General features: G+C 50.2%; 7 protein-coding genes and 1 tRNA gene. 1 reads left to right on the top strand and 7 read right to left on the bottom strand.

From position 1 onward, the window contains the following. Positions 1 to 299: 299 nt before the first annotated feature. The gene (locus ACEPLT_RS04365) at positions 300 to 3,932 is read left to right on the top strand and encodes a DEAD/DEAH box helicase (RefSeq protein ID WP_264862917.1); all 3,633 of its coding nucleotides are present in this window, start codon (positions 300 to 302) and stop codon (positions 3,930 to 3,932) included. A gap of 489 nt (positions 3,933 to 4,421) precedes the next feature. Here the strand turns inward: ACEPLT_RS04365 and ACEPLT_RS04360 are convergent, their stop codons facing one another. The 7 genes from ACEPLT_RS04360 to proA form a co-directional block, all read right to left on the bottom strand. Continuing rightward, positions 4,422 to 4,958, bottom strand: a complete 537-nt coding sequence (locus ACEPLT_RS04360; RefSeq protein ID WP_232927842.1) for a GNAT family N-acetyltransferase — start codon at positions 4,956 to 4,958, stop codon at positions 4,422 to 4,424. 132 nt (positions 4,959 to 5,090) lie between these two features. Then, positions 5,091 to 6,211, bottom strand: a protein-coding gene (locus tag ACEPLT_RS04355; RefSeq protein WP_232927840.1) for an IS3 family transposase whose coding sequence is annotated in 2 segments (ribosomal slippage) — positions 5,091 to 5,953 and positions 5,953 to 6,211 — 1,122 coding nt in all. Because the reading frame shifts where the segments join, the coding sequence is not laid out codon by codon here. A gap of 252 nt (positions 6,212 to 6,463) precedes the next feature. Continuing rightward, on the bottom strand, positions 6,464 to 8,662 hold the full coding sequence (locus ACEPLT_RS04350; RefSeq protein ID WP_264862916.1) for a DEAD/DEAH box helicase: 2,199 nt from the start codon (positions 8,660 to 8,662) through the stop codon (positions 6,464 to 6,466). Beyond that, positions 8,659 to 9,975, bottom strand: a complete 1,317-nt coding sequence (locus ACEPLT_RS04345) for an ATP-binding protein (RefSeq protein ID WP_045416777.1) — start codon at positions 9,973 to 9,975, stop codon at positions 8,659 to 8,661. Before ACEPLT_RS04345 ends, ACEPLT_RS04350 begins: the two co-directional genes overlap by 4 nt. 3 nt (positions 9,976 to 9,978) lie before the next feature. Further along, positions 9,979 to 12,288, bottom strand: coding sequence for a tellurite resistance TerB family protein (locus tag ACEPLT_RS04340; RefSeq protein WP_045416779.1), 2,310 nt, complete (start codon positions 12,286 to 12,288; stop codon positions 9,979 to 9,981). 489 nt (positions 12,289 to 12,777) lie between these two features. Further along, positions 12,778 to 12,853: transfer RNA gene (locus tag ACEPLT_RS04335), tRNA-Thr, on the bottom strand. A 111-nt stretch (positions 12,854 to 12,964) separates the two neighbouring features. Beyond that, on the bottom strand, positions 12,965 to 14,218 hold the full coding sequence (gene proA / locus ACEPLT_RS04330; RefSeq protein ID WP_232927822.1) for a glutamate-5-semialdehyde dehydrogenase: 1,254 nt from the start codon (positions 14,216 to 14,218) through the stop codon (positions 12,965 to 12,967). Positions 14,219 to 14,224: the final 6 nt, after the last annotated feature.

Below are 14,224 nucleotides of genomic sequence, written 5' to 3'. Positions count from 1 at the left end.
TGCAGGGACGAAGTCAATGTGCTCATAGACTCGTGAATAAAAATCTATCTAGATGTCGAAAACTTAATACCGTACCTCAAGTTCACGGGCAATAGCCTTTGGCTGGCCCTCAACTATCAAGTCATACCAACGAACCTGCATTATATTGATTTGCACAGAGTGCGCCTTCGCACGTAAGCAGCCAGTTAGCATCCCACCGAGATCTGGATCTACGTCATGAGCGCAAGTTAATAGTTTTAGAAATCAAGCTAATTAGCATAATATCTCTTAACTGAAGGGATATGGAGTCGCAGAAATAAATGAAGACACGTCAGTATGCGCAAAAATCTATCTTCGATCTGGAAGCAATCTTCGAACAGTCCCGCAACAATGTTAGTGAACTTGAACAGCTGTTGAACGAGCTGACCTTTCGCAACACTGCCAGGGCGCGGACGCTGACGTCTAAAATCGAGCAATCTCTAGCTGCACTTAGCGACCGCAGCGAGGTCGCCATCATGTCGGCTTCCAACCCATCAACATGTAATCCCGATTCGGCGTCCATACAATTTTCTCAAGCTGTGCCCCACAGTGCACCTGCAGCTGTAGAGCAACTGCAACCGAAGGCTATCCCAGACACTGCCATGCGACAGCAATTCGACAAAGGCCAAATTGATTTAGGTCCACTCCCATCCTTCTCTCCGTCAGATAAGGCGAATGATGCGCGAGCAATACTGGCAGCATGGACAGCCCTCGAAGCACTGTCGCCTCAAGGTTATAAACGCCCAGAGGATATGGCCAACGGCGACCGCTCCAGGGTTGCTCTATTGGAGCGAGGTGTTCCTTGGGGACCAAATGCCCGCAGCAAGCCTAGTTATAAGCTTTATTTCGAGGTCGTCCTCGGCTCCATCGCTCTCGACAAGGCGACGGACGAGCTGGTCAAGGTTTTTGGCGAGGATGAGGAGAGTTCACGCCCGGACGGTAAGAAAGCGGCCATCGGCTCGATCCTGATCGACAAGGAAGGTTATGTGCTTGAGGAAAAAGGCGTTGCCGTTTCCAGTTTTGCCTGGGCACTCAAGCCGGCTCTCGATCTGAAGCTTGGGAGCTTAGGGAATTGGCCAAATGTTGAGCCGCGCATTATCGAGCATCTGGATCGAATAGTTCGCCGCCACAACGAGGATGGAGAACCCATACCGATCGATTTGGATGTCGTTCTTAATGCTTATAAATGGCTTGTGTCTCAGTTCGGTGTACCCGAACATTTGGTTGAGCCACCCACATTCGCGATTAAGGTGTTTCATCATTTCAAGGCCAAGTCGCCGCCTGAACCTTCGTTACTGAATTCCTTCTATCTTGAAGATCTCGGTGAAGCAACCAAATTGCTCGAGACGGGCAAAGCCGGAACCGGTTTGCGCCGCTATATGGGAATTGGCAGGCCTGACCAAAAAATCGACGTGCTATCGCCCATTTCCGCGGTTGAGCCTTTCGTCGCGCCGTCGCTCATGCCGCAGGCTCGTTGGCCTTCGAAAGGCGGCCATCCATTGGTACTGCTTCAACAGGCTGCCGTGAATGCGGCGCGTGCTGAGCTGAATGATGCTCCAGGTATCATCGGTGTCAATGGGCCGCCGGGTACTGGAAAGACCACTCTTCTGCGAGATATTGTCGTTGGGTGCATTCTTGATCGGGCCACGGCGATGTGCGGCTTCAATAAACCGCAGGATGCCTTTTCCACAACAGGCGAGAAGCTGGCATTCGGTTCCAATGCATTCCTGCACTTCTACAAGTTACATGCGTCCTTGAGGGGCCATGAGATCGTCGTAGCCTCCTCCAATAACAAAGCAGTCGAAAACGTCAGTAAAGAGCTTCCTCTCAAGGAAGCCAATGGTCGCCATGAACAGATCGCCTACTTCCGGTCCATCAGCGACCTGATTGCGAATCCCAAACGCGCCGGCTATTTCGAAGCCGAGGCCGAGGGGGACATCCCCTCCGACCCTGTCGAAACCTGGGGGTTGATCGCCGCGGCTCTCGGCAAGAGCAGCAACCGAGGCGCGTTCCAGCAAAGTTTCTGGTGGAATGAAGACGGTGGTTTCCTTACCTACCTGAAAGCAGCTCGCGGCTTAAACGTCTTGCGTGAGATCAAAGATGAACAAACTGGCGAAATCATCGATCGCGTGATGCCCAGCGTGGTCATCAATGAACGGCCGAGCACCAACGAAGCGGACGCTTTAGCGGCCTGGCGGAAAGCACGAACCGTTTTCCTTAAACTCAAGGAGACGGTAGACGCCGAAATCGCCAGCATCGAAGAGATGCGACGGGATATCCAGGCACTCAAGGGAGCGACTGCCGAACTACAAAGGGTGGAACAGCGTCGTCCGAGTCTGATTGAAGCTGTCGAAGAGGCACACCAGATTGCTGAATCCTGCCAACGGGAGCATGAGAAGGCAAAATCGCAGATCGAGCAGGACAAGATCATGCTCAACAGCCATCTTGCTTGCCGTCCAGGTTTCTTCTCCCGTTTGTTCGCAACTGCGGCCTGGAAGTCGTGGAGATCGACACTGCAGAAGCTCTCGGCGACCTTGCAGCAATCAGTCTTACGGGCGCAGGAGACAGACGGTGCCCTAGAGCTTGCAAGGACTAAGTGGAGCAATATTGAGTCCCAGTTACAGCAACTCGACCAGGAAATTTCCAGCAAATGTCAGGCTGTCTCGAAATTGAAGGCAACCGAGGCAGAGGCACGCAACCGCATGGGAGACAGGGTCGTTGATGAGAGATTCTTCGAGCGCGATCACGAGGCTATCCACCTGACTGCGCCATGGCTTCCCGATGAGGTTCATCACCTGCGAGAGGATCTTTTCGCCGCTGCCCTGACTGTGCATAAAACGTTCATTGACGCTTCGGCCAGCCGCTTACAACACAATCTTGGGCTATTGATGTCGGGCATGGTGGCTGGTGCCTTCCAGTCTTCCGCTCACCGTGAACTTCTCCCCGACCTTTGGTCGAGCCTTTTCATGGTTGTGCCTGCCGTGTCCACGACATTCGCCTCTGTTCGGACGATGTTCGGGGATCTGCCACCAGAGAGCATTGGCTGGCTTCTTGTAGATGAAGCGGGCCAGGCCGTTCCTCAGGCAGCAGTTGGAGCTATCATGCGGGCAAAGCGCTCCATCGTGGTAGGTGACCCGTTGCAAATCCCACCTGTAGTTTCACTTCCTGAAAAGCTGAACGCCGAAATCTGCAAGTTCTTTGACATTGACCAAGTCGAATGGTCTGCCCCCGCAGCATCTACGCAGACCCTTGCTGATCAGGCATCACGCTTCAAATCCACCTTCGTCATGGACGTAGGTGATCGAGAAGTCGGGCTGCCACTCCTCGTTCACAGGCGTTGTCAGAACCCAATGTTCGATGTTTCTAACTTCATCGCCTATGCCGGGCAGATGGTCCATGCTGTCGGGCCTAAAAGACCTGGATCTATCGGCTCGGCATTGGGGAGATCTCGCTGGGTGGATATCAATGGCGATGCTGAGACGAAGTGGTGTCCCGATGAGGGCGAAGCGGTTGTAAGAATGCTAAAAGAGCTGGCAGCATCGGGCATTACAAATCCAGACGTATTTATCATTACACCATTCAAGATCGTAGAGCAGAACATGCGTCGGCGTCTCGACAGAGAAACCGACCTGCTGCGAACGTTCGGCGTAAAGTTGGATGAGTGGTGCCGTGATCGTGTAGGCACGATCCACACGTTCCAGGGCCGAGAGGCGGACACGGTCATCCTGTTGCTGGGCGCTCCGAAAGCGAGTCAGCAAAGGGCGCGTCAGTGGGCGGCAAGCCCGCCAAACATAATCAATGTAGCCGTCTCACGCGCCAAGCAAAACCTGTATGTGGTCGGCTCGGTTGCTGCATGGGCAGGAGCGGGAACTAGTCTGCAGGTCCTGCATCGGCAATTGGCGCAATCAGGCTGACAATCTCCGAGGTGGCCCTCATTGTTGAGGGCTCATCGCGAACAATCTGCAACCTACGTCAGTATCGGACCGGTCGCTACATGTCGAACACTGACATTGCTCACATAATATTCTAGTAGTCATTATCCAACCCCCATTCGAGCTTGATAATTCTTATAGCTCCACTTATACCCACACTGAGGAATAACCTCTAACAACGCTAAGGAGCACGATTATGGGGCTTAAACATGGTCCAAAACCAATTGCAAAATCAACAGGAAAACCCGATCAGCGCAGACGTGATAATAAGGATACACCCGGTAATACCCCAGGACTGCAACCAAGCAAATCAACAGGGAAGTAATCGTTCAAGGGTATTGATAGTTCATCTATAACCTTATCTCGTCAAATCTGTCGAATTTAGCCCGCTTAGTGCCAAAGGCGGACGTTGGTTCTTTCCAAAGCGCCGCGAAATGATTCTTTTATTTAAATGATGTAGAGGATGTACGCTCACAATGATTGTTTTAACCATTCACCATGCGTGAGAGAGAAAAGCAGGCTCGGCGGCGCGTCTTTCACATCATAAATCTCTTTTATGTATTTCAACCCAGCTTTTCGAAGAACTTTCTGCGATGCCACGTGGTTACCTCTAACTACGGCAGAGATCTCGGTCAGCTTTAACTCACCAAAACCATATCTGACAGAGTTTTTCGAGAACTCTGTCGCCAGACCTTTACCCCATGCCTCTGTGGCGAAACGATATCCTAAGTTATTAATTATTATATCAGCATAACTGCTGATACTCAGACCGCCAAAACCAATGATTCTATCAGGGCTATCCTTCAAAGAGATTGCCCAGTTTCCGAAACCGTGGGTTTCCCAGTGGTTGACCCAACGAGCTAAAACATTTTTTGCATGCTTTATATCAGGATACGGCCCAACTGGGTTAAAGGTGTTCGTAGCCGGGTCACCATAAATTCTGAAAAGATCATCAAGGTCAGACTCAGTTACGGGACGAAGATACAGTCGGGTGGGGTGAAGTTGCAAAACCAATTCCTTGATAAAGAGTTCATTAGCAAAGTTGAATAATTGCTTTTATAGTAAAAGAAAAATAGGTCCGCAATAACTCACGCATCATTTACTTTACAGGTGACCTGCCCCCAGGATTAGATACAACCTTCAGTTAGTAATGTCGGTTGGTTTTTCTTCATATTTCCTGTTTCGCCAGTCCGTTGCGAATTCAGCTGGTGTCTGGTAATCCAGCGATGAATGGGGACGGCACTCGTTATAATCCTGCCGCCAGTCATTAATCGTTTTCCGGGCATGAAGAATATCGCTGAACCAGTGTTCATTCAGACACTCATCGCGAAAGCGTCCGTTAAAACTCTCAATAAATCCGTTCTGCGTTGGCTTACCTGGCTGGATAAGCCGTAGTTCCACACCATGCTCAAAGGCCCATTGATCGAGCGCGCGGCAGGTAAATTCTGGGCCCTGATCGTTTCTTATTGTCGCCGGAAAGCCCCTAAACAGCGCGATGCTGTCCAGAATACGCGTGACCTGAACGCCTGAAATACCGAAAGCAGCGGTGATCGTCAGACACTCCTTCGTGAAATCATCCACACAGGTCAGGCACTTGATTCTCCGACCGTTGGCCAGTGCGTCCATAACGAAATCCATCGACCATGTCAGGTTCGGCGCATCCGGGCGCAGAAGCGGAAACCGTTCGGTTGCCAGCCCTTTACGGCGTCGTCTGCGTTTTACGCTCAGTCCATTAAGGTGGTAAATACGGTATACCCGCTTGTGATTGACGTGAAGGCCCTCCCGACGCAGCAGCTGCCAGATGCGGCGGTAGCCAAAACGCCTGCGCTCCAGTGCCAGCTCAGTGATGCGCCCTGATAAATGCGCATCAGCCGCCGGACGCTGAGCCTCGTAGCGGCAGGTCGACAGAGACAAAGCAGTAAGCCTGCAGGCACGACGTTGCGACAGACCGGTCGCATCACACATAAACTTAACGGCTTCCCGCTTGTGGTCTGTCGTCAGTACTTTCGCCCCAGAGCCACCTGAAGCGCCTCCTTATCCAGCATGGCTTCGGCAAGCAGCTTCTTGAGGCGGGCGTTCTCCTCTTCAAGAGATTTAAGCCGCTTCACCTCAGGAACTTCCATGCCACCAAACTTCTTGCGCCAGGTGTAGAAAGTGGCATCGGAAATGGCGTGCTTACGGCAGAGCTCACGGGCAGAAACCCCGACTTCCGCTTCGCGAAGAATACTGATGATCTGTTCGTCGGAAAAACGCTTCTTCATGGGTATGTCCTCATGTGGCTTATGAAGACATTACTAACATCGGGGTGTGTTAATCAACGGGGAGCAGGTCACAGGGTTGATGATAAAAATTTCGATGCTGGATTACAGATTTGAATATCGCTATGTCCGTCCCTCGCTCAAAGCAGACCTTATGACCTCGATTTCTTGCAGATCCGAGCCAAGAGTGAACATTGCTATCATCAATTGGCCTCAATCTAGAGAGGGAACGGATCCCCTTTATGTGTAGCCAGTTTACTGAAGGTGCTGCTTCAACCAAATACGAGTGCCTTCAATGTCATACGCTTTTTCCCCAAATCCTTTCGCAAGCAGCGACTCTGGTAAGTATTCGTCATATTTATCTAAGTACTTTTCTGGAACATTTGCAGCAAGATCAAACGCTGAAGGCAAGCCTGACAGCAGCAGGCCTTTAAGTGCCTGTTGAACAGAAGCGACACTTGAGCCGTCAATTTCTATAATTCCAGCCAATGAATTAGCTTTAAAACCACAGCGTATGAGCAAGGCTGTAATCGTATTGACAACTTTATCCCCCATCCAGGGTATTACGTAACAGTATTGTCTACTCGTAATAAAACATTCATTTTGAAGTTTAAAACGCTGAAAGTTACTACAGCCTTCCGCAAATAGGTTTCTGGCGGCAGTATCGGCATAATCTACTTTCTTGCTACCTATTGCTATGCGGTAATCACCTTCCCTATAGATAGCGAGCATTTCCTGACGAACGGCATCATGAACAGACATACCTCCCCCACTAAATTGTGGTGGCTGACCGCCTTTGGTTGCCTCTACATAGATAACTTTTTTCTCTGTCTCGATCTCTGTCACTTTCCAGCGCCGCCCACCGAAGATGATGTGTTGGTCTGGTAGCAGTGGGGAGTCCACAGGCAATGTTCCAAGGGTTCTGTTTCCGGTGACAATGCGGAACTCTTCTGGTGTATTGAACACGGCATAAAACGTGTAATGGTTAGTCAGTTTCTCTCCCTCTGCCCCAACAACCATTTCGCCGCTTGCAAGTTGAGTGAGTAGGCCACATGCTCCCATATGTTTAAGCAGGCTTTTGAAATCGTTTAAATCTACATTTCTGAACGGCCCTGTCTGGCATAGTTGGGACCAGAGCTGGTCGGCACGAACTCCACCCCATTGTGCGGTAATTGCAAGAATCTGGTGTAGCAGCGTGGAGTAATGCATCTGGCGGGAATCGGCAGGCTCAAACCATTGTTTAGAGATCATCAACCTGATCATTGCCATCGACTGCACCAACTGGAGCCGTAGATGATCAACGATACTGCTACTCACAGTAAGCTCATTTTCTGTAATTAGCATTCTGAGTACTGATGGGGAGTCGCGTCGCCCAGAACGCCCCATACGCTGGCGCAAACTGGAAACAGAATGTGGTGGCGTAACTTGGATAACCGACTTAACCTTACCGATATCAATTCCCAACTCAAGCGTCATTGTACAAACAGCTGTAGTGGGCAAATTTCCTTTCTGAAGACGAGATTCAAGCGCCTCACGTAATTCCTTGGCAAGGGAACCATGGTGGGGGAAAAATTCATTCGGAACAATTTGTTCCTCACACATGTCGCTCAGCGTTGCCGCAATGCTTTCAGTGCGCTTTCGGCTGTTTGCAAAGACCAAATGAGAATCGCCACGGCAAAGTCTAAAAATGTCAGCGCAAACGTCATGTTCAGCTGAACTCTGAAGTTCTTCCTCTTTTTGGATCACTCGCTCCAGGTACCCTTTGACCTGTACCTGAAGAGTGGCCGTGCTATTACTATCTGTAACAGTTACGCAGGGGAGTCGTTTGTCCGGGCGCAACATTTCGGGCACTTTCTCCAGTTCCCCCAGCGTGGCACTCAACGCAACGCGGGGAATTGGATTTACCTGGCGACCTAGCACATGGTCAATTCTATTGAGCAGAGAAAGCAGCTGTACACCACGCTCTGAGCCAATAAAAGCATGAAACTCATCAATAACGATGTATGCGACTGAAGAAAACGCCTGTTTGAGCCAGCCCATTGAATTTATGAGCAAAGACTCAAGTGACTCAGGTGTAATCAGTAAAATGCCAGCAGGGTTCGTCCGAGCCTTCTTTTTTTTGCTTTGTGGTACATCCCCGTGCCAGGGAGTCACTGGCATTTCCAATGCATCTCCAAGGCTCTCAAGACGACGGTACTGATCGTTAATCAATGCCTTCAACGGACTGATATAGACGATGCCAAATCCATTAGTGAGATCTGCAACTGCCGAACAGGCAGGAAGAAAGAAAGCCTCTGTTTTACCCGCTGCTGTACCTGCACTGATTAGCACGTCTCGATCACGGGCTAAAATTGCCGGGATAGAACTCTCCTGCAAGGGCCTTAATGTAGACCACCCCTGCTTGTAAACCCACTTACGGACGCGGGGATCGAGGCTATCGTAGGCACTGCTCATAGTTTGAAGTTCGCCAGTCCGTCGTCGTCATCGCTTTCCTCCGTAGTGGCGTCATCCATATCGCTGGGCCTGTCCTCTTCAATCGCCACACCCTCGATTAGAGTTTGCCAGTTCATCGTTCTGTTTTGTTCCAGCACGGCCAGCATGTCCAGGAAACCTTTTATGGTATTACGGGGGGTACGGAAGTAAGCGTCTCCAATGGTTTTACTACAGTGATGCAGAAATCCAGTCAGTGCCTCATCTGGTACCAGATAATTCTCTGGATCTCCGCCTGCATAAACATGGCGAAGATTTCTCAGCAAAATATACAGTTCCTCAGGGGTCAGGCTGGCAAGATGCAAAGTGGGGGATGAGTAGTCAATCACTCCTGCTTTTTGCGCGAACCGGTTTTCCGCCAGACGCGACTGGAGAGCCTCATAGCTGTAAAGACCTTTACGCGGATCGAAAAGAAACTCTGGCGTCCCCCCGAGGATAAAACCAATGTTCTCGGCTGAGCCTTGCAGGCAGTCATTCAGGATCCGCAAAATCTGTTCGTAGTTCGCTGTTCTTGCTTGCGTATTATTCAGCTTAAAGAGGTTCACCATTTCGTCGAGGCTGACCAAAAGACCGGCATAGCCTGCCTGGCGGACAAAAAGGCTCATCAGCTTCAAAGAATCATAGAATGAAGCGTCTGAGATAATAGTCCGAACGTCTAGATCGTTACGGGCATCAGTTTTGGTAGTGTACTCTCCCCGCAACCAGCGAATTGCATTGGATTTTAGCGTTTCATTATCCTGTTCGTGCCCCCGCCAGAATGCATCAATGACCTTCGCAAAGTCATATCCGCCCACCATATCTGACAGGGCAGCCAGGCGCTTATGAATAACTGATGAAACCTCGGAGCCGTCCGTGTCAGCTTCCTTTCTTGCCTCCGTAACGAACCTTTCAACAACGCTAAGTAACGCATTACCATCAGGCTTGTTTCTGGTGGACATGTTTTTAATAAGCTCTGAATAGAGGTTACGAGCCTGACCTCCCGATGAGTGAATACGTCTATCAGGAGAAAGGTCAGCACTGACTGACACCAGCTTCTTCTCTAGCGCAATAGAGCGCACAACACTCAGAAAGAACGTTTTACCAGAACCATATTCACCGATGATTAGTCTGAAGCTTGCCCCACCGTCAGCAATCCTCTCAATATCCTGATGGAGAGCGGTGATCTCATTCACACGGCCAACCTGGATATGCTGAATACCTATCCTTGGCGTTACACCTGATTTAAGTGACTGAATAATAGCGTCGCGTTCTTTCACTCTTATACGTGTTACAGACATTCACTATCCCTCTAATTCTTTGGCAATTTCCAGGTCAACCCAGATATCATCATCGGCATCGTCCAGCACCGGAGCATCAACCACCGCATAGGACCAGTCATTGATCACCTCAAGTGCACCGCCGAGCATCAAATTCAAATTTCCGCACAATTCTGTCGCCTCTTTTCGGGACCACTGTTCTTTCTCCAGCAAACTGCGATAAAGCTGGCTATGTGCGGAATCAAGGCCCCCCACCTCCGTTGATGAGGCTGGAGCGCTTTCTGGCTCTTCCGGTTCTTCTTCAGTGAAAATTGTGTTCAGCAATTTACGAACATCATCCGTGGCAGATTCGTGGCGGGCAAGTACATTAGCATCCAGTGTGAACCCAGCTGCTGTCTGATCAGTTGGTACAGACGAGACGAGATCATGTTCAATTGCGGAATGCTGATGGATATTGCTCGAGACAGATGAGGTATCCAGCCCCAAACTTGAATAAATCTTCTCAAGCTGTTTGATTTCGGCAGGCGCTATTGTCCCATCCGAACAGGCAACACTAACGATAACCTTACCCACAGCAGCTTTTTCCGCGGCCCCCATCAACTCAATCCTGCTTTTCATTCCTGTCATATTGGCTGGGGTATGAAGTTGCCACGTTAAATACGCATGTAGAGAGCGTTTTTCATCATCGGTGAAGCCAGGATTGTTGTTGATGGTATTCTCAAGCACTTTCTGTTCAGCTTGATCAAGAGAATCGTCAATCAAGGCGACCATCGCCCCTAATCTGAGCGTCATTACGGCTGAGATAAATTCAGGAGAAGGTGAGAAGCGTCCACCTTCGGCGGCAGGGAATAGAACAAGTGTCCCATCAACATCCGCCTTCACATGGTGATAATACGGGTCAGGTGCCAGACCGTAACCCATCTTCAGAGCAAAGGCCTGCATCAAATCGGCCTCTTTTTTATTGATCTTATTGGGGCAACTGGCATTCATATGTGCCCAAAAGTCAGCAACTGAGACTAACCCCTCCTTGACGAGGATCGCCTCATCAGCCCAGCGTTTGAATGAGCTTAATATTTTTTCTGCGCTTTCATTAATGATCTCTGAAGGGAGCAACATAATTGCAGCCGTATCATTGACTGACGTACCTTTCCTACCAAGGTAGCGACTATAAGCATCAAGTTCATCCGTACATATGTCGGCAAGAGCCATAATTTTCTGGACAGGGCTCTTCAACGCTCTTGGATCAGGCAGGTCGGGAACAGGAAGTCGAACACCTCGCAAACTAGGACTTGCTGGTGTGTAATCTAACCTTAGGCGCGTTTTATTCGCCTTAACGACCATCCCTTCACCATATTTGAGGGTGTAACGCCGTTTGAAAAGCGCAGCAAACTCTTTAGCACAGCGGCGAGCCGGGGTACGCAGCGAATACTCGGTGTGGTTTATTACCCAGTTCAACGCCAGTTCAGCTGATACAGGAACTCCTTCATGTACAGTTTTTGCCAGAGCCAGCTTAAATTGCATGCTGTTGCTGAAACCTGAATTGCTATCGAGCTCAGTGGCTAAGCCCATGTTCGGGCGCAGAATAGACATGGCTTCGAGTAATTGGGTCGAATATCCACGGAAGGAGCGGTTCTCAATGAATACCGATCTTAACCGAGCGACTTCATTGAACAGATTACGGAACTCAGCATCAGGGAATTTTGGGTCAGTTGAATCTACGAGCGCTTTTCTTTCCAGGCCGTAGAGGTAGATAAAAACATAGCCGATAGGACACGATGGATCAGACCTATCGCTGGCAAGCCAACTGACATACGCACCGCGTGCTTCTGGGGAAAGAGAGGAAAAACTGGGCCAGTATCCTAATGAACTGTCCTCGTAAAGATAAGAAGTAGGTTTTATCTTACATGTGTCATCAATTAATGATGCCTCACTTCCATCGTCATAATAGCCGCCTGATTCCTGACCGGAGGGCTTCATACGTTGCCCCACGTAAATGTGGCCACCGCTAATTGCTACACCAGCTACAGTTATCATCTCACCCGGAAGTACCCATCGAGCTAGTGCACCTGCTGACTTTGAGGTATTCCTGTAATGATTGGTTGTCACCTGAAGTTCAAGACCCCGGCCACCGCTCAATGTAAAAGTTGCAAGGTTATCGTCTTCACTATCATCGTTTCGCACAACCGCCTCCTTTTTCTTGATGTCAGCAATCCATTCTTTAGGCGGTGCTTTGACGGTCCTTGAAACAAGAGACTCGGTGGATCTATGCTTTTTCTTTTTGAAAAACAACAAATAAACAACATAAATCGCCGCTAAAAATATCCATAACTCCATGAGAAGCAACCTTAAAATAACTTTTCACATATACCGGGCCGATGTTTATGAAAAATATGGCAAGAGGATTAGTCTTAAAATAATACATCTAAATCGCATGGGTTAAAAACAAAATGCGTCAAAAATTAAAGCATTGATTGAATTGAAAATAATTATCGATTAAGCATTTCTAACAAGAAATGAATCTTAAAGGGAGTGAAGTTGTGCTTGGCTCTTAGCCGTATTCACACCAGCAGGAGGCGAAGATTCAGGTTCCAAGACCTCAAATATATAGGGGATAGTTGGCTTTTCAGGTTGGGATAGCTTTTTCGTTATAACAAAATGGATGTTTGAGAGACTATCTAAATATTTCTTAGATCGGTCCATTTATCCCCATAACATCTGACCAAACATACACTGCAAATTGACTCGATTTCCAAATTTTCTGTCCTAAATTTGTTCCACAAAAAGTAAAGAAGGTAGGAGTGCTGTGTAATTACTTGATATGACTGGTGCCGATAATAGGAGTCGAACCTACGACCTTCGCATTACGAATGCGCTGCTCTACCAACTGAGCTATATCGGCCCTGAGAGGCCGGTTACGAGTGTAACCACGGGGCAAAAGGTTAGATCTATCCGGGTGATGCGTCAATGCCCTTTTGAATCAAACGGCTATTTTTGCATCACCCGTGATTATTTACGCACGAATCGTATCGTCGCCGAAGCCGATCCACTTGTACGTGGTCAGCGCTTCCAGCCCCATCGGACCGCGGGCGTGCAGTTTCTGCGTGCTGACCGCCACCTCAGCGCCGAGGCCGAACTGGCCGCCGTCGGTGAAGCGGGTGGAGGCATTCACATACACCGCAGAGGAATCCACTTCGTTCACGAAGCGATCGGCATTGCGCAGCGTACGCGTCAGGATGGCGTCAGAATGCTGCGTGCCATGCTCACGGATGTGCGCAATCGCGTCGTCAAGATCGCTCACGATTTTCACGTTCAGATCCAGTGACAGGAACTCGTCGTCGTACTGCTCCGCGTTGACGGGAACGACGTTAGCCGGGCCATCCTGCAGCAGCGCGAGCGCACTGGCGTCAGCGTGCAGCGTCACGCCGCTCTCTGCCATCTGTTTGCTCAGGGCCGGCAGGAAGGTGCTCGCAATGTCCTGATGCACCAGCAGCGTTTCCACGGTGTTACAGGTGCTTGGACGCTGGGTCTTCGCGTTCACGATAATCTTCAGCGCAGGAGCAATCTCAGCGCTGTCGTCTACCACGATATGACACACGCCAATACCGCCGGTGATAACCGGAATCGTCGACTGCTCGCGGCACAGCTTGTGCAGCCCCGCGCCGCCGCGTGGGATCAGCATGTCGATGTATTTGTCCATGCGCAGCAGTTCGTTGACCAGCGCGCGGTCCGGGCTCTCAATCGCCTGCACGGCACCCGCTGGTAAGCCACACTCTTCCAGCGCCTGCTGAATGACTTTCACCGTCGCGGCGTTGGTGCGCCAGGTCTCTTTCCCACCGCGCAGAATGGCGGCGTTGCCGGTTTTCAGGCACAGGGAGGCGACATCCACCGTCACGTTTGGACGGGCTTCATAAATAACGCCGATAACGCCGAGCGGCACGCGACGGCGCTCCAGGCGCAAACCGCTGTCCAGCAACCCACCGTCAATCACCTGCCCTACCGGATCGGCCAAATTGCAGACCTGACGAACATCGTCGGCGATGCCTTTCAGGCGGGCCGGGGTCAATGCCAGGCGGTCGAGCATCGCTTCGCTCAGACCGTTGCGACGCGCTTCCAGTAAATCCTGCTCGTTGGCGAGCAAAATCTCCTGGGACTGAGATTCCAGATAATCAGCGATTTTTTCCAGCACGCGGTTTTTCTCGCGGCTGGAAAGGAGCGCCAGTTTATAAGAGGCGGCCTTCGCGGCGGCGCCCATTTGTTCCAGCATGTTCTG

The sequence above is a fragment of the Enterobacter sp. fkY84-1 genome, assembly GCF_052974705.1.
This window is presented reverse-complemented; position numbering and strand designations above follow the sequence as displayed.